The following is a 21,889-nucleotide window of genomic DNA, read 5'->3' as shown; positions in this document are numbered from 1 at the left end:
GCAAGGGGGTGCAGCGACGCAGGCCCGATCAAAACGCGATCAGCTTGCCGGGGTTCATGATCCCTTTGGGGTCCATCGCCTGCTTGATCGCCCTGAGCGCCATCAGCCGGGCAGGGTCGCTGAGCCGGGCGAGTTCGTCGCGCTTCATCTGGCCGATGCCATGCTCAGCCGAGATCGATCCCCCAGCTGCGACCACAAGATCATGGACGAAGGCACTGATTTCCTTGCCGGGATGGTCCGACCAGCTCGACCGATCGGCACCCTTGGGGGCGGCAACATGGAAGTGCACATTGCCATCGCCCATGTGTCCGAACGCGGCAACTTCGGTGCCGGGAAAGCGGGACTCGACCGTGGCGCCGGCCTCGATGATGAACCGCGCCATCTCGGCAACCGGAACCGAAATGTCGTGCTGCATCGCGGGTCCTTCGGCGCGCTCGGCCTCGGAAATGGAATCGCGCAGCTTCCAGAAGGCCTCTGCCTGCGATTCGCTGCTGGACACGGTGGCGTCCTGGATAAGGCCGAGCTCGAAAGCCTGCGCCATCACGCGCTCGGCCAGTTGCTCTGGTGGCATAGCTGCGGCATCGTCGCGGGCGAATTCGATCAGCACATGCCAGCGATGCGCGCCGTCCAGCGGGGCGCGGGTGCCGGGAATGTGGTGCAGCACGTTGGTCAGGCAGCGCTGGGGAATGATCTCGAAACCTTCCATCTCGCGCCCGGCCTGGGCCTCGAGCATCAGCAGCAGTTCGCGCGCCGCCAAGGGCGATTCCACCCCGGCCCAGACCACCGCGCGGTCGATCAGGGCGGGAACCAGCTTCAAGGTCGCGGCGGTGACGATGCCCAGGGTGCCTTCTGCCCCGACGAGCAGATGCTTGAGGTCATAGCCGCGGTTGTCCTTCTTCAGCGTGGCAAGCCCGCTGTAGATCGATCCATCGGGGAGTACGGCCTCCAGTCCTTCGACCAGTGCGCGCATCGTGCCATGGCGCAGCACCTGCGTCCCGCCGGCATTGGTGGAGACCAGCCCGCCGACGGTGGCCGAACCCTTGCCGCCCAAGGTCAGCGGAAAGCGCAATCCCCTGGCAGCGACCGCTTCGTGCAGCGTTTGCAGGACAACCCCGGCTTCGGCGACGACGGTGCGCGCGGCGGCATCGATCGTGCGGATCGCGTTCATCCGCCGGGTGCTGAGCAGCAGCGCGGTGCCCTGGCTGTCGGGAGTCGCCCCGCCCACCATGCCGCTGTTGCCGCCCTGCGGAACAATTGGCGTCCCGGTCTCTGCCGCGAGCCTGACGATGGCAGCGAGTTCGCTGGCGTTGGCGGGTGCAACCATCGCCAGCGCCGCACCATGATATCGCCCGCGCCAGTCGGTCAGCCAGGGCGCAATGTCCTGCGCATCGGTGGTCACGCCCTTGGGACCCAGCAGGGCCTCCAGACGCTCGATCAGGGTGTTGCGGGTGAGGGTCTCGATCATGGCGGCGTGATACACCCGGCAGGCGATCACGACAATCAGCCGCGCGCAACCTGGCGGCCGTGATAAAAATATCACGCGGCGCGACAATTCGATGCGGGTTGGCCCTGGCAGGGCATCGTTAATCGGCGGTTCAATCGTTCGGACTACCCCGGGGGCAGGGGTTTAACGGGTCTGGAGGATCGCCGCGCGCGGCCATGGTTTTTGCAGATTTCATCGTTGCGGTGCTGATGCTCGGTTCCATGCCGCTGGCAGACGAAGGCCGTGCTGCATTCGCAGCCGACACTCCGTCGCCCGAACTGCAGCGCTTGCTCGACCCGACCCCCAGGGCCATGGCGCAGGTGCGGATCGAGCAGCGCATCATCATCCGCGTTCCCCGCCAGTCGTTCTCCCGATCGTCGCTGATGCCCGCGCCGCCGCCGCGCAGGGCGCCCCAGCCCGAGCCGCCCAAGTTCGAGCGGCGCAAGGTCGGCAAGTGCCTTGCGATGCGCGATGTCACCGGCGTGCGGGTGATCAACGAGGACATGCTGGTGCTGTTCACTCGCGACCAGCGCATGATCGAGGCCCAGCTCGAACGGTCGTGCCGGGCGCGCGAATTCTACCAGGGCTTTTACATGGAGCGCAGCAGCGATGGCCGCCTGTGCGTCGATCGGGACCTTCTGCAGGCGCGTTCGGGCAGCAAATGCGAGGTCGAAAAGCTGCGCCTGCTCGTCCCCGAGGACTGATCGCTCGCGCGCACTCCTCTTGCACAATGGTTGACTTTACGGCGATGTTTGCGCATGGACCGCGCGTGGCCAATGGCCCGGCATCGATGGCGTGACGATATCTGTCCGCGCTGCTGCCTGTTTCTGGATATTCTATGATATTTGCCGATCTCGGCCTTTCCGAAAAGTTGATCCAGGCCGTTACCGATTCCGGCTATACGACCCCCACGCCGATTCAGGCGCAGGCGATCCCGCCGGTCCTGATGATGCGCGACCTGATCGGCATTGCTCAGACGGGTACCGGCAAGACCGCCAGCTTCGTGCTGCCGATGATCGACATCCTGGCCGAAGGTCGCAGCCGCGCGCGGATGCCGCGCTCGCTGATCCTCGAGCCGACGCGCGAACTCGCGGCGCAGGTCGCCGAGAATTTCGAGAAATACGGCAAGTATCACAAGCTCTCGATGGCGCTGCTGATCGGCGGCGTGTCGATGGGTGATCAGATCAAGGCGCTGGAAAAGGGCGTTGACGTGCTGATCGCGACCCCGGGTCGTTTGATGGACCTGTACGATCGCGGCAACATCCTGCTCACCGGCTGCGGCCTGCTGGTGATCGACGAGGCCGACCGGATGCTCGACATGGGCTTCATTCCCGATATCGAGACGATCTGCACCCGGCTTCCCGCGACGCGCCAGACTTTGCTGTTCTCGGCAACCATGCCGCCGCCGATCAAGAAGCTGTCGGACAAGTTCCTCACCAATCCCAAATATATCGAGGTCGCAAGGCCTGCGAGCGCCAATGCCTCGATCGAGCAGGGCAAGGTTCGCGTCTCGTCACGCCGCAAGCGCGATACGCTGTTCCAGATGCTCGATGCAGGCGTGCAGACCGCAATCATCTTCTGCAACCGCAAGACCACGGTGCGCGATCTCAACAAGGCGCTGCGCCAGGGCGGGTTCGATTCGGGCGAGATCCATGGCGACATGGAACAGCGCGACCGCATCGCCGAACTCGACAAGTTCAAGGATGGCACGATCAACATCCTGGTCGCTTCCGATGTCGCGGCACGCGGACTGGACATCAAGGGCGTCAGCCACGTGTTCAACTATGACGCTCCGTGGCACCCGGACGATTATGTCCATCGCATCGGCCGCACCGGCCGGGCAGGCGCATCGGGCAAGGCTTTCACCTTCATCACCGATGAAGATGCCGAGGCACTGGCCAATATCGAAAAGCTGATCGGCACCACCATTCCCGAAATCGTGCTCGAAGGCGCGGCGGAGCCTGTTCGGGAGGAACGCCCGCGCGAAAAGCCGGTGCGCGCGCGCAAGGGTGCGAAGACCGACGATCGCGGAGCCGACGATGCCCGCAAGAGCGAGCCGCGCAAGCCCGAAGCGCGTACCGCCGAGCCGCGCAAGAAGGCGGAAGATCGTCCGCGTGCCGAAAAGCCGCGTGACGAGCGCCGCAAGCCTGCAGCGTCGCGCCCGCGTCGCGATGATGCGCGCAACGATGGCCCGGATGATGGCTGGAACGGCCCGATGCCGGACTTTCTGTCGGTCGGCTTCGGCACCGAATAAGGCGATAGCGGCGGCGATCGTCTGATCGTCGCCCCGCCGCTCACTCCTGCTTGGGCTTGCCGAGCACGCCTGCGAGCGATGCCGTCGCACTGCCGCGCCGCGCCGGCTTGGGCTGGTCGGGGGAGGGCGCCCAGCCGCTCAGATACACGATCTCGAACCGCTCGGGTGTCTTGCCGTCGGCATCGGCGCCTTCGCCAAAGCTCTGCATCGCCGCCATCAAGGACGCCCTGCTCAATCCAGGTGGGCTCGATGCCAGCGTGTTGGTCCAGCCATGGCAGCGCAGATCGCGGACCAGGGCGGGGAGCGCCGAATAGCGCACTGTCAGGCTGTCACTATCCGCCACCGGCATCGCAAAGCGCGCGCGCTGCAACAGGTCGCCTGCTGCCCGGACATCGATCTGCGGATGGATGCGGGCAGCGACACCGCGCCCGCCGGCCTCGTCAGCCGCCAGCATGGCCGCCTTCAGTCGCGGCAGCGAGCCTGCCCCGATCAGCGCCGCCATCATCAGGCCATCGGGCTTCAGCGACCGGTTGATCTGGATCAGCGCGCCGGGCAAATCGTTGACGCTGTCGAGCGTCCCCAGCGACACCACCAGATCGAACGCGCCGGGCGCAAACGGCAGGGCGTCTTCATCGCAGATGCCATCCCGCCCGACGGGTCCTGCCAGGGTCAGGTGCGCACCGCGCGCCGCCAGCGCCTCGGTGAGCAGCGCAGGGGCGTGGCCGATCACCAGCACCTCGGCAAAGGTGCGATTGACCCATCCGAGCCGCTCGACGATCTCGTCGGCCATATGCTCGGCGAGGAACGCGCCACCGTGCAGCGCGGCCATCCGTTGCCCGCGCGCCATCGCCAGGCGGCGGCGTTCGGGTGAAAACAGCATGCGGGGGGCGGCATTGTCGGTCATCGGGGCCTTGTGCCGGGGCGCACGCCGCGCGACAAGAGGGCATGTCGCTCGCCCGTGCCTTGCGCCCGCTGATCGATCTGGTGCTGCCGCCGCGCTGCCCCGGTTGCGGCGTGCTGGTCGAAGGCGACCTCCAGTTCTGCAGCGATTGCTGGAACGCCTTGCGCTTTGTCAGCGACCCCGCCTGCCAGGCGTGCGGCAAGCCCTTCGCCGAGGGACGGGACGATGATCTGGTCTGCGCCGAGTGCCTCGCCGATCCGCCGCAGCACAATGGCATCAAGGCTGCGGTGATCTATGACGACCTCTCGCGGTCCATCGTACTCAAGCTCAAGCACGGCGGCAAGATCGGGCTGGCGCGGCTGATCGCGCGCCATCTGCAGCGCCATCTGCCGAGCGAGCGGGACGGCGTCGTGTTGATCCCGGTACCGCTGCACCGCTGGCGGCTGTGGCAACGCGGGTTCAACCAGTCGATCCTCATCGCGCGCTCGCTGGCAGCGCCGCACAGCCTGCCGGTCGAGACCGACGTGCTGCGCCGCATCCGCGCCACCCCTCCACTCAAGGGCATGAGCCGCAAGCAGCGCAGCCAGGCAATCCGGGGCGTGTTCGAGATCCCACGCGCCAAATGGCCGTGTGTCGCCGGCAGGCACGTGCTGCTGGTGGACGATGTCTACACCACCGGCGCCACAACGCGCGCCTGTGTGCGGCTGCTCAAGCAGGCCGGAGCCGCCAAGGTCACGATCTATTGCTGGGCGCGCGTGCTGCGCGAGGGCGACGAGGGCGCAGGTATATGACAGGAAAGCGGCACAACGGTTGCATTCTAGCGGAATTAGCCCAAATATTCCCTTGGAGGACGCATCCATGGCCAAGATCGAAATCTACACCAAATTCACCTGCCCCTATTGCTATCGCGCCAAGTCGCTGCTGAGCAGCAAGGGTGTGGAGTTTGACGAAGTCGAGGTCTCGATGGGCGGCGAGCCCAAGGCCGAGATGATCCGCCGCGCCGGCGGCCGCAGCACCGTGCCGCAGATCTTCATCGACGGCCAGCATGTCGGCGGATCGGATGATCTGGCCGCGCTCGATCGGGCGGGCAAGCTCGACCCGATGCTGGGGCTGTGACGACGCATTTCCGATTGGATGGCTGGCTGACATGAAGATTGCCGTGTTGCAGATGACGGCGGGTGTCGATCCCGCCGCGAACGCCATCATGCTTGTCGATGCCGTGCATCAGGCCAAGGCAGGCGGCGCTGACATCCTGTTCACGCCCGAAATGTCGAACATGCTCGACCGCAACCGGGTGCGCGCGGCTGCCACGATCCGGCCAGAGGCAGACGATTCCGTGCTGTCGGCCGTGCGCCAGGCAGCCGCCGCCACCGGCATCTGGGTGCATCTCGGATCGCTCGCCGTTCAGGGCGACACCGCCGCCGACAAATGGCGCAACCGCGCATTCGTGATTGCCCCCGATGGCAACATCATGGCACGGTACGACAAGATTCATCTGTTCGATGTCGATCTGCCGACCGGTGAAAGCTGGCGCGAATCCTCGGTCTATCAGGGTGGAGAGCAGGCTGTTGCGGTGCGCCTGCCTCAAGCGGTCCTGGGGCTGTCGATCTGCTACGATATCCGTTTTCCTGCGGTTTATGCCGTCTTGAGCCGGGCAGGCGCGGATATCATCGCGGTTCCTGCCGCGTTCACCGTCCCTACGGGCCAGGCGCACTGGCACGTGCTGCTTCGCGCGCGCGCGATCGAAAGCGCGTGCTTCGTCGTCGCGGCGGCGCAGACAGGCACGCACGAAGACGGCCGCAGCACTTTTGGTCACAGCGTGGTGATCGACCCCTGGGGCGAGGTGCTGCTCGACATGGGGGAAGCTCCGGGGCTGGGCTTTGCCGATCTGGCGCTCGACCGCATCGCCGATGTCCGCGCACGGGTTCCGGTGATCGCCAATCGCAGGCCGGTGGCAGAGGCCGTGCTGCCATGATCGTCTTCGATCTCAAGTGCGCCAACGACCATGTGTTCGAAATCTGGTTCGCATCCAGCGATGCCTATGAGGAGCAGTCCGCCCGCGGGCTCGTCGCATGCGCGTTCTGCGGCTCTACCGACGTCACCAAGGCGGTGATGGCGCCCAGGCTCAACGCCAAGGGCAACCAGCGCGTGGCGCAGCCCAATGTGCTACGCGAGGCGGAGCCCAGCGCGGCTGTCCCTGTGCCGGTCAGCAATACCGCTCCTGGGGCCGAGGTCGCCAAGATGCAGGCGGTACTGCATGCGCTGGCCCAGGCGCAGGCGCGAGCGCTCGAGCAATCGACCTGGGTCGGCAAGCGCTTTGCCGACCGCGCAAGGGCGATGCATTATGGCGAGGAAGAGCATGCACCCATCCACGGCCAGGCCGCGCCGGACGAGGCCGCCGCGCTGATCGAGGAAGGCGTTGCCGTCGCCCCGTTGCCGTTTCCGGTCATTCCGCCGGACGCCAAGAACTGATCCGCGCGGCGCCCGCCGCCAAACGGCGTTGCCATGCTGCCCCCGCTTGGCTAAACCCCGCAACGCGCGCCCGTAGCTCAGCAGGATAGAGCATCAGATTCCTAATCTGGGGGCCACAGGTTCGAATCCTGTCGGGCGCACCAATTCGTGAAAAGCCTGGATGTTCAGCGTTTCTGATCCGCCTGCCGGGTGGAAAGCTGGCACCTTCTGCCCAAAGCGCGGCCTTGCAGGTGATCGCGCGGGTGTTCGTCGTTTCTGGACGCTCCTACGCTGGCACTTAGCCCGGGCGGCCGGACTGCCCGGTTTTCAAGCGGTTCGTATCAGCCTCACGTCCCGAGAGACTGGCCATCGCTCGACGGGCCGGGCGGCTTTGCTACCGGCCGCAGCCGAATGCCTGCCGCATCCCCGATCATCCGCGCCCATTCCCGGAACGGCCACAGCCAGAGCGAGCCGAAATCGGTGTCGGGCACGCCGGCGCTTCGCGCGCCCATCGGAGCATCGAGCCGGTGCGGCGCGCGATAGGTACCGAACAGCCAGTCGAACAGCGGCACGGCATTGGCGAGGTTGGTCTTGTAGGCTGGTGCGGCGTCGAGATGATGCCAGCGGTGAAAGCGCGGGCTGGCGATGATCATGCGCAACGGCCCATGCTCCCAATCCAGAGGCGAATGGATGTAGGCCGCGTGCAGCGTCACCGCCAGCGCAGCGGCGCCGGCGGCGGCGGGTGGCAACCCCATCCAGCCGATCATCACGAGCGCAAACAGGCGCATCACGACGGCCTCAAGAATGTGGATGCGCCACTGGGTGAAGCCATTCACGTGGCTGTCGCTGTGGTGGATGGCGTGGATCGGCCAGCCCCAGCGGCTGTGCAGCCAGCGATGCACCCAATAGAGCCAGAACTCGTTGGCCAGGAAGGTGATCAGAACGAGCAACGGAAACGGTACCGCCTGCCAGGCCGACGGCGACAGACGTGGCAGGCCAAGCATGCCATAAGCCATCACGAAGCCGGCGCTGACCAGCGCCAGCCATGGCATGAGCAGGAGGTTGCTGAACCAGAACAACAGGCTGACCCGGCTGTTGGCCAGCGCATTGCGCGACACCAGGGCGCGATGCCCGCCGATGATCACAATCAGCAGCGTGACGACCGTGATGCCGACGATCACCTTGACAGATTGCAGGTCCCACAGGTGCATCAAGGTAACCGCAATATCCAAGCAACATCTCCGCCGGAGTTCGCCACGTTGCTTAAACCAGTGCGTCTCAACAAATCATTTACCGACCTTATGGCAACGCGAGGTCACTCAGCAAATTGAGACGAGCCTATCCACTTGCCGACGGCAGCCACCGTCAGAAATCGACCGTCAGGAACATCGTGACCTGGCGGGGTGCGTTGACCTGATAGCTGCCGCTTCCGACCAGTGCGAGATCATAGGTGTTGGTGACGTTGAGCACCTGGACCCTGAGCAGCGCAGGGTTCTTGCCGATCGCCATCCGCCAGCGCACGCCGGCGTCGATCGTGGTGCGGGCGGGCAGAAAGACCAGGTTGCGCGTATCGGCCGCGCGCGATCCGCGGTGCGTGGCGTTGAGCGTCAGCTGCACGCCCTTGACGCCCGGCAGCTCGTATTGCGTCGCCAGCGTCAGCAGCCGCGAAGGCTGGCCCAGTGGCCGACGACCGACGCGACCCTGCTCGACCGCTTCGCCGGTGACGCGCGGTCGCATCAGCACTGCGCCTGCCACTACCGTGAGGCGCGGGACCAGGGTGCCCGTTGCCGAGAGCTCGACCCCGCGATGGCGGACATCGCCCAGTTCGCGAAAGACATTGGCGCTGTCGGCGGCGAAATAGGGTTTGCGCACATCAAACACCCCGGCGACCAGGCTCATCCCACCCGGGATCTTCCAGCGCAGCCCGGCATCGACCTGCGATGTCAGGATGGCGGGCAGCGCCTCGGTGCGGTTGGCCGCATTGTCGGGCGCAATGCCGCTTTCCTCGAGCCCCCTGGTGTAGCTGGCATAAAGCGCCAACCGCCTGGTCGGCTCGACCGAAGCGGTGACATTGGGCAGCCACGCTTCGTCATCGGTGCGTGCCAGCATCCCGCCTGGCCGGTCGACGCGCTTGCGGTACCAGGTGTGCTGCAGACCGACACTCAGACCGCCAACGCCCTGCCAGCGCCCGTCATAGGCGATACCGGCGATAGCCTGCCTTACCTGCTCGCCGGTTTGAGGCGAGAAGGCGAAATCGGGCTCGGGAATATCGAGCACTGCATCGATCGGCGCGCGGGCGAAGCTGACCGACGCACCGCCGCTGTAGCGGCTCACCCGTTCGCGACCACGCAAGGCTGCGTGCAGCGTATGGCGGCGCGGGCCTTCGGCAAAGCTGCGGCTGATGCGCAGCTCGCCGCTGGTGCCCGCGAGCGAAAGCGGCGGATCGCTCGAGACCCGGCGGATGGCGGTGCCATCGGGGCGCAGCGCGGTGAAGTTCTGGGCGAAATTGGTGGCGCTGTCCGATGTCGAGCGGAACAGCCCGGCGGCAATCTGCCAGTTCGGGCCGAGGCCCGCCTTGGTCAATGCGCCGTAATGCTGCACCGTGTTGCGCTGGTCGGCCCATTCGGGACCGGGGAAGCGGCGGCGCTCGATGCGCGGCGGCAGGAAGGCGCCTTCGGGCGTGTACAAGGGCGCAGCTTCGCGGTTGTAGAGATCGATACGGCTCCAGAACGGGATGACTTCGATCGATGGGCCGGGCTTCCAGCGTGCCGCAAGCGCATAGGAGCCAAAGAAGGACTGGTTGCCGGGTGCCAGCTCGTCGACAAACCCGGCGATGCCCGCCACCAGGCTCAGCTTGTCGCGGACCACCGGGATCTGCGTGTCGATCTCCAGACGCCCGCCGCCCCAGCTGTTGAGGCCCAGCATGGTGCTGACCACAAGATCGTTGCCCGCAGGCCGGATCTTGTAGTCGACGATGCCGGTGGGTGCGGGGAAGAGATAGTTCTGTGCCGTGAGCCCGACCCGGACGACATTGCTCTGCACCAGCCGATCGGTGAACGCGGCGGGACGATCGAAGTACAGCCCTTCCAGCCGGATATTGTTGGCCGTCACCGGCGAAAAGCCGCGCACGTCGCTGCCGCTGTACAGCCCGACGCGCTCGTTGCCGATGCTGGTGCCGAAGGCGTCCTCGGCCCCGGCGGCCGCATTGTCGGTCACGCGCTGGGCGTGGGCCGAAGGGGCCAGCGCCAGGCTAGCTGCCGATAGCAGGGTCGTAGCGCGGAACGCGCGCCAGCTCTTCCGGGCCGAAGGGATTTTCACTGAACAGATAATCATAATAGAACTCGCGCAAGCGCCGGTGGTAAGCGCGGATGCGCATCTGATAGTCAAGCTGTGCCGTGACATCGGTGCCCGCCAGGGCCGACATCGCCTGCGCCAATCCGGCAGGCGGCAACAACCATCCGGCGAGGCTCGCCATTTCGGCACGCCGCGCAATGCCCGCGCGATAGGCGCGCGATTCGGCGGCGACGTGCAGATCGCCGAGGTGCTGGAAGGCGAAATACCATTTCCAGTGGAAGGTCGGCGGGATTGCGCTGCCCGGCTCGTGCTGTGGATAGACCTTGAGGAAATCGTGCATCGTCTGGTCGCGCGGACGGTCCCAGCCGGCATGCACATATTCGCGGTTCTCGCGTGCCAGTGCGGCGCCATCGGGCACCGGCACTGCCGCGTTGATCGCCAGGTTTGCTCCGGCGGGCGCGACCAGGGTCAGCGCGAACCAGATCGCCGCCAGCGCGGCTGCGTTGACAGCAGAGCGCACCCCGCGCCGGGCCACCAGCAAAACGATGCCGGTCCAGAACAGACAGACCAGACCGATCAGCCCGGCGAATGACAGCGCGCGCGGGAAAGACGTTCCCGCGATCGCTGCGCCGATGGCGAACGGCAGCAGCAGCGCGATCAGCACCCCGGCAAGGCGCACCGCGACCCGGCTGGTCCACAGCCGCCTGCGGGCGCGGGGGAGGGCGGCCAGCGCATGATAGCGACCGGCTTCGCGCTCGCCCGACCACAGATCGTGCAGCAGCGCGATCAGAACCAGCGGCGCGACATACACGGCCACAAACGCAAGGTCGAACCGACCCGGCAGCGCCAGCTCGGGATTGGCCGATTCATTCTCGTAGATCTGCCCCTCCAGCGCCAGAGCGCGCACGCGCAGCTGGGCAGGGGCGATATCGCGGCTGCCCAGCGCGGCGAAGGCAAGCGCGGACGGCGGGTCCCATGTCGGCTGGAAGCCGTAATAGGCACCGCTGCCTGCATCTTCGACAAAGGCCGCCAGCGCAGCCTCCTCGGCGACCTGTCCTGCGAGCATGCGCTCGATCGCGGCACGGTCGCGGGCCACGCTGGCCAGGCCCAGAGCCACGCTGGCGCTGGCGCAGACCGCGAGCAGCAGCAGCGCCAGCACTGCCGAACGGCTGCGGGTGAGCAGCCACGCTTCGCGCAGAAAGTTGGTCATGCGCCGTTCCTTTCGAGACGGCGACCGGCAACAGCCAGCAAGGCCGACGCCAGCGCCAGCCAGAGCGCGAGGATAGCGAGCGCGGGGATCATGGCTGCGGCACGCTCGGCGACGGAAGGGGCGTCGAAGCGGAAATCGGGAATGTCCTTCCAGAAATCGGCTGAAATGCGCGTGCGGCGCTCGGCGATCGGATCCTTGCTGCGCGCCGAATCATCCGCGCCGCTGACCGCGGTGGCCTGCAGCGCGTTAAGCTTCTGCACCATGGCGTAGCGATAGGCTTCGGCGGTTTGCATGAAGGCCAGATGGGTGCGCAGATCGGTGGCGGCGCCCACCATCGATGCGCGACGGACTGCCAGCGCTGGGCTGATCAGCCCCATGGCCGTCAGCCGACCGGACTGAGCCAACTGGATTGCGCTCGCCCTGGCGGCATAATCCTTGAACAGCTGCGAGGTCAGCCGCTCGCCTTCCTGCGCCAGCACGCCGCGATAGTTGAACGGCAGGTCCTCGACCTTCTCCACGCCATATTTCTTCAGCAGCTTCGCCTTGAACTCGGCGAAATGCGGATCGTTGGGATTGTGGCTGTCGCCAATGCGGCGGAGGTCTGCGGCGATGGCGAATTCGGTATCGACCCGGCTGGGGAGCGGCTCGGCCACTCCAGCCCAGGCCGCAGCGGCGCGAGGAACCAGCACCACGATCACCGCCCACAGTGCAATCAACGTCACCAGCGACCCTTGCGCGCTGGCCGCCAATGCCGAAACAGCCGTGATCACCAGCACCCAGACCAGCAGGTAGCCGCTGTAGGACAGCGCGGTCAGCAGCGCGATCCCTGCCTCGGCTGGTTGCTGAATGGCGGCCCAGATCAGCGCGGCAAACGCAGGGGCCATGGCCAGCATGGCTGCTGCCGACAGCGCCAGAGCCTTGCCCGCCAGGATCGCGCGGCTGCTGGCGCCATGCGCCGCGAGGGCCCGCAGACTGCCACGCTCGCGCTCGCGCGCAACGCTGGCAAAGCCCAGGAACACCAGCAGCAGCGGGGCGAGAGTCTGCAGCACGAAGGCGGGGGTGAGCTGACCGAAGCGGACCAGATCGGAGGATTCGCGCGCCGCGCCAAAGGTGGCGCTGTTCTGCCGGTGCCCCTCGAGGAACACCACGGTGCCGGTAAAGGCATCGACGCCTGGATCGAAGGCGGCGAGCGGGCCGACCGGGCGCAGCGCATAGGTGCCGTAGTGCACCATGCGGTGGGGGTGCCGATCAGGCTGCGCCTTGAATTGCTGGTCGGTCGCGATCTGCGCCTCTGCGCGCATCTTTGCCGCTGACGCCATCTGTGTTGCCGAAGTGACCGCTGCAATTGCAGAGAGCAGCAACAGCGTCGCCACGCCCACGAGAGCCAGGCGGGAGCGGAGCATCAGCCGAAGCTCCGCACCTGCAATGGTGAAGACCTGGCTCATCGCACCCTCGCAAAGCCGCTGTGCAGCGCATTGAGGTCGAAGCGCGGCTCGCTGGCATGTGCGGACCATTCGCTGGCGATCCTGCCACCGGCGATCAGCCCGATCCGGTCGGCGGTGTCTGCCGCGCCGAGCAGGTCATGCGTCACCATCAGCACGGCGACGCCTCGCGCGGCGAGCGTTTCGAGCAGCTTGTGGAAATCGGCGGCGGCAGCGGGATCGAGGCCCGACGTCGGCTCGTCAAGCAGCAGCAGCGGCGTGTCGCGCAGCATCGCCAGCGCGATCGCGGTCTTCTGACGCATGCCCTTGGAAAAGCGGCCCGCACGCATGTCCCAGGCATTGGCTGCAAGCCCGACAGACGCGAACGCCGCCTCGACATCGGCGCGCGGTCGCGGGCATTCAGCGACCTTGAGCAGATAATCGACATTCTCGCGCGCGGTGAGGTGATCGTAGAGCGCGACATTCTCGGGCAGATAGGCAATCTGCGCGCGGACCGCATCGATGGCGCGATCCGGATCTTCGCCGCCCACGGTCAGCGTTCCACCGCTGCGGCGAAGAAAACCCAGGATCGCAAACAGCGTCGTCGATTTCCCCGCACCGTTACCGCCGAGCAGCGCGTAGATTTCCCCCGCTGCCAGCGTCAGCGACAAGCCATCGACGATCTTGCGATCGCCGCGTTCGACGACAAGCTGATCGATCACCAGAACGGGGTTGGTCATGCAAACAGGGCCCTCAAAAAGACAGCCGCAGCGCCACAGATGCCGCACGCGGTGTCCCGGGCTGCACCCACAATTGGGCAAAGCTGTTGGTGTAATAGGTGGTGTTGAACAGGTTGGTCACGTCGGCAAATATCTCGACATTCTGCTGGATCTTCCAGGCGGCGAACAGCCGCACCAAGGTGTAATCGGGCAGGGTGAAGGTCGTTGCGGTCTCACCCAGCCGGGCACCGACATGCTGCACACCGCCGCCCAGCGTCAACCGGGTATCGCCGATGGCAAAGGCTCGCGATGCCTGCAGGCTGAGCGTATGCTTGGGCACATTGATCAAGCGGTCGCCCTTGCGGATTGGCAGGCCGAAGTTGAGATCGACGAGATTCTCGCGCGCTTCGGCATCGACATAGGCATAGGAGAACCAAAGATCGATATCGCCGGGCAGCTTGCCGTTGATGTCGACTTCAAGTCCCCGGCTGCGCGCGCTGCCGATCGGCAGCGAGAAACCGGGATTGGCGGGGTCTGCCGCGAGCACGTTCGACTTGGACAACGTGAACAGTGAGACCGTACCCTGCAGCTTGTCCTCGAACAGGCCGAACTTGGCGCCGACTTCTGCCGATGTGCTGGTTTCCGGATCGAACAGGGTTCCTGCGGCCGTCGCACCCAGATTGGCGCGGAAGCCCTCGCCATAAGCGGCATAGAACGACACCGCGGCCGAGGCGGCATAGACGATGCCGGCCTGCGGGCTGAACCGGTTGTAACTGCGGCTGGCTGCCGCGTTGTTGGCGCGGTTCAGGCTTTCGACGGTGATGTCGTCGAAGCGCCCGCCCAGCCGGATCTGCAGGCTGTCGGTCAGGCTGATCTGGTCCTGGATATAGGCGCCCACGGCGCGCTGCTGGTCGAGCCGGTTGGTCTGCGGGCCCGGATTGGGCAGCGGGAACCGCCCGTAGACCGGATTGAAGACGTTGATGTCGTTGGTCGCCTGCGCGCTGGTGGTCGCGCCGATCACGGCAGGGCGGAAGCGCAGGAACAGCTGCGAATTGTCGAACTCGTCATAGTCGACGCCGATCAGCACGCGGTGGCTGAGGCTGCCCGTGGTGAACCGCCCCGAAAGCTCGCCGCGCACGACGAAATGCTCGCCCTCATACAGCCGCGAACGGCGCTGGCGCGACAGCGATTGCCCGTCGCGCAACAGCCGCTGGCGGGCGCCGGCCAGTTCGGCCTCGGTCGAGAAACCCTCCAGCCGTGTCTCGCGATACTGGGTGCCGATCAGCACCCGCCAGGCGTCACTGAATGCATGCTCAAGCTGGACCTGATGGCCTGTGGCATCGGCTTCGATCGGTCCGTCGCCCGGCTCGCCGAAGAAGTCACGGCGCGAGACGCGGCCCAGCACGCCGCCGATGGCAACGGTACCGCGATCGAAATCCGCTTCCTGCCGCGTCAGTTCCAGATCGTAGGTGAGACTGGTGTTCGGCCCCAGCTTGAGCAGCACCGAAGGCAGGAAGCCGACCCGTTCGGACCGCACCGTCTCGCGAAAGCTGCCTGCGTTCTCGTAAAAACCGATCAGGCGGATCGCGGCGACATCGCCCACCGCCAGATTGACGTCCGCGTCGCTGCGCCGCCGGTCGAAGCTGCCAGCCTGGACATTGATCCGCCCGCGCGTATCGAAGTCGGCGCGCTTGGTGACGATGTTGATCGTCCCGCCGGGCTCGCCCCGCCCGAACAGCGCCGCATTGGGCCCCTTGAGGATCTCGATCCGCTCGATACCGGCCACATCCCGCGTGCCGCCAAAACCGCGGCCGCCGTTGAATCCGTTGACAAGATAGCCCGACGGCAGGTTTTCATCACCAGCAAAGCCACGTACCGCATAGGAATCCCACAGGCCGCCGAAATTGTTCTGGCGCGCGACCGATGCGGACAGGTCGAGAGCATCGGTCAGCCGGGTGAGATTGTTCGCATCGATCTGCTCCTGGCCGATCTGGGTTATCGCCTGCGGGGTTTCGCGCACCGAAAAATCCCCGCGATAGGCCTGACGTTGCCCGGTCACGATGATGTTGTCGGCGTCATCCTCCATGGCCTGTGCTGCGCCGGGGACCATCGCGACCCCCGTCAACACGACCGGCAACGCCATTTCCCAAAACTGCTTCGTCATCCTCGTAGCCCCCACATGCGAGACCATGGCTGGCACGGCTCTCAATGCGGCTGCGTGTTATATAATATCATCTCGGGAGCAAGCCCTTTTTGGCTTGTTCATGCAGATTTGCAGGCTGAGCGGATCCGCATGCCGCGCGGCGGTGCGGACCGGTTCGCACCAGACTGGCCACCGTAGATTTACGATATTTAGGCTTTTGTTTACGCGGCAAGCGCTTGTTGCATGCATAGACAGTCGGAGATGGGGCAATGGATACGGCATCGGCTAATCAAAGCAGAATGCAGTTCTTCGGTATCACGAAAAAAGACTATGCACGATTTCCCAAGATTTTGCGCCTGCTGAAGAAGCATGCGCCATCTGCATTGCGCGATTTCTACAAGAAAATTTCCGCCACGCCCGACGTCAGCCGGTTTTTCAAGTCCCAGGCAAACATGGATCATGCCCGCGACAAGCAGTTCAACCACTGGGTGCAGCTTTTCGCAGGCGAAGTCGATGAAGGCTATTTTGCCAAGGCGGAAAAGATCGGCAACGTCCATGCCAAGATCGGGCTTGCTCCAACCTGGTATATCGGGGGCTATGCCATGGTTCTCGAACAGCTGATCACCGAGGCGACCGCAGCTTCCCCGCTGGCGCGTCTCACCGGAAACCGCACGGGCCGTTCGATCGGTTCGTTGGTCAAGTGCGCGCTGCTTGACATGGACATCGCTCTTTCCAGCTACTTCCGCGCGGAAGAAGCCCAGCGCCTGGCCGTCATCTCCCAAGTCGGCCAGGCGTTGGAATCCGTCGCCAAGGGGGACTTCACGGTCCATCTTAACGGATTGCCCGAAGCCTTTTCGAAGCTCGAGAAGGACTTCGAATTCATGCGCGACCGGATCAGCGAAACGCTGCTGCAGGTGTCCGAGACCGCCGAGACGATCAACACCGGTTCGGTCGAGATCAGCCTTGCGTCCGATGACCTGTCGTCGCGCACCGAGCAGCAAGCCGCATCGCTGGAAGAGACTGCCGCCGCCATGGCGCAGCTCACCGGCGGCGTGCGCGAAACGGCCGATGGCGCGGCGCACGTCAACCGTTCGGTCGCCGAGGCGCATGCCAACGCCACGCGCGGCGGCGCGGTGGTGAAGGAAGCGGTCGTGGCGATGGACGACATCGAACGGTCCGCACAGGAAATCGCCAAGATCATCAATGTCATCGACGGTATCGCCTTCCAGACCAATCTGCTGGCATTAAATGCTGGGGTGGAAGCGGCGCGGGCAGGGGATGCCGGCAAGGGCTTTGCGGTCGTCGCCAACGAGGTGCGGGCACTGGCGCAAAGATCCGCAGATGCAGCCAAGCATATCAAGGACCTGATCAGCGAGAGCTCGCGCCAGGTGTCGCGCGGCGTGGAACTGGTGGGCCAGTCCGGCGAGGCGCTCGACAGCATTGTCGAGAAGGTCGCCGAAATCGCCGGCCTTGCCAGCAACATCGCGGAGCTCGCGACGATCCAGTCGAACAGCTTGCAGCAGGTGAACACCGCCGTCGGCGAGATGGACAAGATGACTCAGCAGAACGCCGCCATGGTCGAGGAATCGACGGCGGCCGCGCGCAGCCTGGCCGGCGAGGCCGACCAGCTGACTGGGCTCGTCTCGCGCTTCACGCTGGAAGAGAAAACGGGCGAGGCAGCGTCCAATATCCGCGAGATGCCAAGGCCCGCCCAGCGCAGGGTGGCACGCGCAGCACCGCGACCGGCGATGCACGGAAATCTGGCGATCGCGATGGATAGCGACCCGTCAGAGGATTGGTCGGAGTTCTAGACGGCTGGGCATGCGCGCGGTCTGCGATGGACCGGGCAGACATGGTACCAGCCATGAGGTGGAGTGGGGCAAGTGCTGCAGCAGAGGACATCCGGCCCGATCGTGGTTCGCCACAACGTGCTGCAGGGCGAGTATGAGGTTTCGCGCGATCCGGATCTTGTGCTCACCACCGTTCTGGGAAGCTGCATTGCCTGCTGTCTGCACGATCCGGTCGCCGGGATCGGCGGCATGAACCATTTCCTGCTCGCATCGCCGCGCAATGCGATCAACCCGCTCGACGAGGACGCCCGGCGCTATGGTCTCTATGCGATGGAGCTTCTGGTCAACGACATGATCAAGAAGGGCGCGGCGCGGGCAAGCATGCGCGCGCATCTTTATGGTGGCGCCAATCTTCACGCCGGCATGCGCGCGATCGGAACCGAGAATGCGCGCTTTGCCGAAGAGTTCCTGCGCCACGACCGGATTGCGCTAGTAAGGTCCGACACGGGTGGCGACCAGGCCCGCAGGCTGGATTTCCAGCCATCGACCGGGCTGGTGCGCTGCCGCAGCGTCGGCAAGCATTTCCCCGCATCCCAGGCCGCCTCCATCCCGCCTGCGGTCGGCGATATCGAACTCTTCTGAACCAGGTGAGCAGCATGAAACCGATCCTGACCGTCGACGACAGCCCCAGCATGCGGATGATGCTGCGCGCCTCACTGATGCGTGCCGGCTATACCGTCGTGGAGGCCGAAGACGGCCGGGCTGCGCTGGAATGGCTGGAGACCAACGAGCCCGCGGCGGTGATCACCGATCTGACCATGCCGCACCTTGATGGCTTCGGCCTGATCTCGGCGCTGCGGGCGCAGCCGCGGCTTTCCGGGGTGCCGGTGCTGGTGCTGACCACCGAATCCGATCCTGACAAGAAGGCCAGGGCCCGCGCGGTGGGCGCGACCGGATGGATCGTAAAGCCGTTCGATCCGGAGAAGCTCAAGACGGTCCTTCGCCGCGTCGTACACTGAAAAGGGAGCCATCATGGCGCATCAGGTCATTACCTTCCAACTGGCGGACAAGCTGCTGGGCGTCGACATCATGGCCATCCGGGAGATCCGCGCGTGGACTCCGACCACGCGTCTGCCCAACGCCCCGCCCTATGTGCATGGCGTGGTCAATCTGCGCGGCTCGGTGCTGCCGGTGATCGACCTTTCCGAGCGGTTGGGCTGGGGGCGGGTCGAACCGACGGAGCGCAATGTCATCATCGTTCTGGAGATCATGGGCCAGTTGCATGGCCTCATCGTCGACTCGGTCAACGACATCGTCACGATCGAGGGTGCGGCCATGCAGCCGCCCCCGACGATCGGCATGGGTGGAGGGGAGAATTTCCTGGAGGGTCTGGCACTGGTGGAAGACCGGATGGCGATCGTGCTGAAGCTGCAGGGCATGGCTACCGACCTGACGCCCGCGGACCTCGCCGCCGCGGCCTGAGCGCCGTTATGTTGCAGCTGCAGGGTGCAGCATTGATGGCAGCAATAGCGACGATCTGGCCGTTTTCAGAGCGCAGCTGGGTACTGGGCAACGGGCTTTAACCTTTGGTCAACCATAATGGTGAAGGGTTCGGCTGTGTACGCGCCGGAAATTCTGATCATCGAAGACGATGATGCCCTGCGAGGCGAACTGGTCGAGCTGCTGAAGGCGCTCGGCGCGACGGTGACGGGCGTGTCAGACGGTGCCGCTGCCCTGGCCTCAAGCCGGGCACACGCATTCGATCTCGTGCTGTGCGACTACAAGCTGCGCGCCGAGAGCGGTCTGGATGTCCTGAAGGCGCTGGCTGGCGAGAGCGGTGTGCGGCTGCCCGAGAAACTCTACCTGATGACCGCCCATCTCGATCTGACGGTGGCGGCGCGCGCGGAAATCGCCGCGTCCACCCGCGGTCTGCTGATGAAGCCGATCGGCGTGGCCCAGTTGCGCGAGCTGGTCGCATGCGCCGGAGGTGCGCCATGCTGAGCGTCACCTATCCGCAAGGCTACCGGGTGATCCTGCCCTATTTCTGGCCGCTGGCCGTGCTTGCGCTGGCCGTGGCGACCGGTTTGTCGAGCGTCCGCCTCGTGGCCGCACCCGGCTTCGAATTCTATCTGGGGCCGCTGTTCTATCTGCTCGCCTATCGCTGGTTCGGTCTGAAGGCAGGGATTCTCGCCGCGCTCTGCACCATGGCACCGTCGATCTGGTGGTATGGGCATCCGCTCTCGGTGGTGCTGGCGGTGGGCAATGTTTGGGCAGTGCATCATTTTTCCCGGGATGCCCGCAGCCTCTCGTCCGTCACCTTCTTCTATCAGACGATCTGTGGCACCCTGGTAGCCTTGAGCCTCGCGCAGTTGCATCCGCACACGCCGACCGATGTCACCCTGGTGGTGTTGCTGCGCAAGATCCTGTGCGAAACGATGCTGGCCGCGGTCGCCGACATCATTGCGCTGGCGGTGCTGATCGACAAGACCAGGGGCACGGTTCGCCGGACCCGCCACGTCGGTTTGCAGCCTTCGCTGGAGGCGGTGGTATCGATCGCGGTGGCGGGTGCCGCCGCTCTTTTCATGCTGGGCGAACTCAACCATGTGAATGACCGGCTCGATCTGCATCTGCATGATGTGGCCAGCGCCGTATCGGGACTGCCCAATCGCGCGCAGCTGCAATCCGGCAAGGTTTACAGGTTGAGGATGCATGGAGTGGATGAACTGCTGCCCTTCGCGGTAACGCCGGTGGCCCGGCTGAACCGGACCGCAAGGGCGCTGGGCTGCAGGCGGCTGGACACAGGATCGGGCGGCACGGACGACCGCGATACCTTCACCTACTGGCTCGACATGTGCTATGTGGTGCCGCTTGGCGAGGGGCAGACAGCGGTGGTTTCTCCCCGTCTGCATGTCGTAGACCTCTATGGCGAGGTGCTGCGCGGGGTTGGTCCATTGATCGCCTATCTGGCGCTGGCGCAGATCGGGCTCTGGATGTTCGGCCGCAAGGTCCGGCGGTCAAGTCAGGTCCTGAACGAAGCTCTGCTGAGCTTTGGCCGCGGCTATGTGACCACGCGCTCCACCGCGCCGTTCCGTGAGGCCGATGAACTGCTCGAATCCTTCATTGCCGCGAACAACGAGTTCGTGGCGTTCGAGCGTCAGCGCGTACACCTGATGCATGCCGTCGAGGAACTGCGCTCAGCCGTTGACCTGAAGCTGCTCGCCGACATTCGGTTCGACGCGCAATCGCGCGAACTGCGCTATACCCGGATCGACCCGGCTCTGGGCCGCCGCAATGGCAGCCTCGCCGTGCATGCGGCTGATACGGGCCATTTCGACGATCTCACCGACCAGAAGGAATTGATGGTCGAATTCCGCCGCGGGCACGGACCGGAAGATCATTGGTATCTGCTGCTCGCCCGCGAATATGATGCCGAAAGCCAGAACTGGCGGTTCGGCTGCCTGATCCGTTTGCGGACCGCGAAGGCCTTCCAGACCCAGATGCGGCACAGCGCCCGATTGATGGAACTGGGTGGCATGGCCTCTGCGCTGAGCCACGAACTGCGCCAGCCGCTGTTCACCATCTCGCTGGCCGCCGAAAACGGCATGCTGATGCTCGACCGGGACAATCCGGGATCGGCCCGTGTCCTCGGCAAGTTTCAGCGCATCGTCGAGCAGGTCGAACGGGCCAACGCCATTGTCCAGCGGACCTCGGCCTATACCAGGATCGAGCGAGACGAGCGTACGCTGACCGACCTGGGACAATCGGTGCGCAATGCGGTCCGCTTCATGCGCCCGTTGCTCTCGGAGCGGACGATCAATCTGCAGGTCAGCATTCCTCCCAATGTCCCCATGCTGACGCTGCCGCGCATCGGCGTCGAGCAGATCGTGGTCAACGCTCTGCAGAATGCGGCTGATTCCATTGATGTGCGGCGCGACACTCTGGGCCCGGGCGCGATCGGCAGGATCGGGGTGACCGTGGCCGTCGCCGACGATGCCATTACCCTCCATGTCAAAGACAATGGGGCGGGGCTTGATCCGCAGGTGGCGGGCAGCGCATTCAACGCCTTCTGCACGACCAAGCCACAGGGCAAGGGCACGGGCCTGGGGCTCTTTGTGTGCCGGCAGATCATGGACGAGGTTGGCGGATCGATTGCGCTGGCCGATAATGCCGACGACTCGGGCGCAACACTGACACTCCGTTTTCCAATCGCTGCGAAGGATTGA

20 protein-coding genes and 1 tRNA gene are annotated in these 21,889 nt (G+C 65.2%); 13 read left to right on the top strand and 8 right to left on the bottom strand.

What is annotated here, in order from left to right:
- Nucleotides 1–28: 28 nt before the first annotated feature.
- Nucleotides 29–1,465 (bottom strand): FAD-binding oxidoreductase, encoded by a 1,437-nt coding sequence (locus LI72_RS05400; RefSeq protein ID WP_033924790.1) that lies wholly within the window; start codon nucleotides 1,463–1,465, stop codon nucleotides 29–31.
- 194 nt (nucleotides 1,466–1,659) lie between these two features.
- Between LI72_RS05400 and LI72_RS05395 the strand changes: the two genes are divergently transcribed.
- Entirely contained in the window at nucleotides 1,660–2,187 is a 528-nt protein-coding gene (locus LI72_RS05395) for a hypothetical protein (protein ID WP_052129523.1), read from the top strand.
- Nucleotides 2,188–2,321: 134 nt separating this feature from the next.
- A complete protein-coding gene (locus tag LI72_RS05390; protein ID WP_033924789.1) occupies nucleotides 2,322–3,737 on the top strand; it encodes a DEAD/DEAH box helicase in 1,416 nt (471 codons plus the stop codon).
- A 40-nt stretch (nucleotides 3,738–3,777) separates the two neighbouring features.
- Here the strand turns inward: LI72_RS05390 and LI72_RS05385 are convergent, their stop codons facing one another.
- Complete coding sequence (locus LI72_RS05385) at nucleotides 3,778–4,641, bottom strand: methyltransferase domain-containing protein (RefSeq protein WP_033924788.1); 864 nt, start codon at nucleotides 4,639–4,641, stop codon at nucleotides 3,778–3,780.
- A 41-nt stretch (nucleotides 4,642–4,682) separates the two neighbouring features.
- On the opposite strand from LI72_RS05385, the gene LI72_RS05380 reads away from it, so the two are divergent.
- The 5 genes from LI72_RS05380 (at nucleotide 4,683) to LI72_RS05360 (ending at nucleotide 7,253) form a co-directional block, all read left to right on the top strand.
- Nucleotides 4,683–5,429: a ComF family protein gene (locus LI72_RS05380; RefSeq protein WP_033924787.1), complete on the top strand. Its 747-nt coding sequence runs from the start codon at nucleotides 4,683–4,685 to the stop codon at nucleotides 5,427–5,429.
- 67 nt (nucleotides 5,430–5,496) lie between these two features.
- Complete coding sequence (gene grxC / locus LI72_RS05375; RefSeq protein ID WP_033924786.1) at nucleotides 5,497–5,754, top strand: glutaredoxin 3; 258 nt, start codon at nucleotides 5,497–5,499, stop codon at nucleotides 5,752–5,754.
- Between the two features lie 31 nt (nucleotides 5,755–5,785).
- Nucleotides 5,786–6,613, top strand: coding sequence for a carbon-nitrogen hydrolase family protein (locus LI72_RS05370; RefSeq protein WP_033924785.1), 828 nt, complete (start codon nucleotides 5,786–5,788; stop codon nucleotides 6,611–6,613).
- Nucleotides 6,610–7,110 (top strand): DUF1178 family protein, encoded by a 501-nt coding sequence (locus LI72_RS05365; RefSeq protein ID WP_033924784.1) that lies wholly within the window; start codon nucleotides 6,610–6,612, stop codon nucleotides 7,108–7,110. The genes LI72_RS05370 and LI72_RS05365 overlap by 4 nt, the downstream gene beginning before the upstream one ends.
- Nucleotides 7,111–7,176: 66 nt before the next feature.
- Nucleotides 7,177–7,253: transfer RNA gene (locus LI72_RS05360), tRNA-Arg, on the top strand.
- 183 nt (nucleotides 7,254–7,436) lie between these two features.
- Here the strand turns inward: LI72_RS05360 and LI72_RS18940 are convergent.
- The 6 genes from LI72_RS18940 to LI72_RS05330 all read right to left on the bottom strand — a co-directional run bounded on the left by LI72_RS18940 (nucleotide 7,437) and on the right by LI72_RS05330 (nucleotide 15,897).
- Nucleotides 7,437–8,321: a sterol desaturase family protein gene (locus LI72_RS18940; protein ID WP_156139486.1), complete on the bottom strand. Its 885-nt coding sequence runs from the start codon at nucleotides 8,319–8,321 to the stop codon at nucleotides 7,437–7,439.
- A 133-nt stretch (nucleotides 8,322–8,454) separates the two neighbouring features.
- Complete coding sequence (locus LI72_RS05350) at nucleotides 8,455–10,305, bottom strand: TonB-dependent receptor domain-containing protein (protein ID WP_231562368.1); 1,851 nt, start codon at nucleotides 10,303–10,305, stop codon at nucleotides 8,455–8,457.
- 34 nt (nucleotides 10,306–10,339) lie between these two features.
- The gene (locus LI72_RS05345) at nucleotides 10,340–11,593 is read right to left on the bottom strand and encodes an ABC transporter permease (RefSeq protein WP_033924782.1); all 1,254 of its coding nucleotides are present in this window, start codon (nucleotides 11,591–11,593) and stop codon (nucleotides 10,340–10,342) included.
- Nucleotides 11,590–13,038: a DUF3526 domain-containing protein gene (locus LI72_RS05340; protein WP_033924781.1), complete on the bottom strand. Its 1,449-nt coding sequence runs from the start codon at nucleotides 13,036–13,038 to the stop codon at nucleotides 11,590–11,592. The genes LI72_RS05345 and LI72_RS05340 overlap by 4 nt, the downstream gene beginning before the upstream one ends.
- Nucleotides 13,035–13,754: an ABC transporter ATP-binding protein gene (locus LI72_RS05335; RefSeq protein ID WP_033924780.1), complete on the bottom strand. Its 720-nt coding sequence runs from the start codon at nucleotides 13,752–13,754 to the stop codon at nucleotides 13,035–13,037. The genes LI72_RS05340 and LI72_RS05335 overlap by 4 nt, the downstream gene beginning before the upstream one ends.
- A 13-nt stretch (nucleotides 13,755–13,767) precedes the next feature.
- Complete coding sequence (locus LI72_RS05330) at nucleotides 13,768–15,897, bottom strand: TonB-dependent siderophore receptor (protein ID WP_231562367.1); 2,130 nt, start codon at nucleotides 15,895–15,897, stop codon at nucleotides 13,768–13,770.
- A 248-nt stretch (nucleotides 15,898–16,145) separates the two neighbouring features.
- Between LI72_RS05330 and LI72_RS05325 the strand changes: the two genes are divergently transcribed.
- The 6 genes from LI72_RS05325 to LI72_RS05300 all read left to right on the top strand — a co-directional run bounded on the left by LI72_RS05325 (nucleotide 16,146) and on the right by LI72_RS05300 (nucleotide 21,889).
- Nucleotides 16,146–17,687 (top strand): globin-coupled sensor protein, encoded by a 1,542-nt coding sequence (locus LI72_RS05325; protein ID WP_033924778.1) that lies wholly within the window; start codon nucleotides 16,146–16,148, stop codon nucleotides 17,685–17,687.
- A 72-nt stretch (nucleotides 17,688–17,759) separates the two neighbouring features.
- Complete coding sequence (locus tag LI72_RS05320; RefSeq protein WP_231562366.1) at nucleotides 17,760–18,308, top strand: chemotaxis protein CheD; 549 nt, start codon at nucleotides 17,760–17,762, stop codon at nucleotides 18,306–18,308.
- Between the two features lie 14 nt (nucleotides 18,309–18,322).
- Nucleotides 18,323–18,685, top strand: coding sequence for a response regulator (locus LI72_RS05315; RefSeq protein ID WP_033924777.1), 363 nt, complete (start codon nucleotides 18,323–18,325; stop codon nucleotides 18,683–18,685).
- Between the two features lie 13 nt (nucleotides 18,686–18,698).
- Nucleotides 18,699–19,148: a chemotaxis protein CheW gene (locus LI72_RS05310; RefSeq protein WP_033924776.1), complete on the top strand. Its 450-nt coding sequence runs from the start codon at nucleotides 18,699–18,701 to the stop codon at nucleotides 19,146–19,148.
- 117 nt (nucleotides 19,149–19,265) lie between these two features.
- On the top strand, nucleotides 19,266–19,667 hold the full coding sequence (locus LI72_RS18935; RefSeq protein WP_052129521.1) for a response regulator: 402 nt from the start codon (nucleotides 19,266–19,268) through the stop codon (nucleotides 19,665–19,667).
- On the top strand, nucleotides 19,661–21,889 hold the full coding sequence (locus LI72_RS05300) for a sensor histidine kinase (protein WP_052129520.1): 2,229 nt from the start codon (nucleotides 19,661–19,663) through the stop codon (nucleotides 21,887–21,889). The genes LI72_RS18935 and LI72_RS05300 overlap by 7 nt, the downstream gene beginning before the upstream one ends.

Origin of the sequence: Sphingomonas sp. 35-24ZXX, assembly GCF_000786215.1 — a bacterium.
Lineage (GTDB): Bacteria > Pseudomonadota > Alphaproteobacteria > Sphingomonadales > Sphingomonadaceae > Blastomonas.
This window is presented reverse-complemented; position numbering and strand designations above follow the sequence as displayed.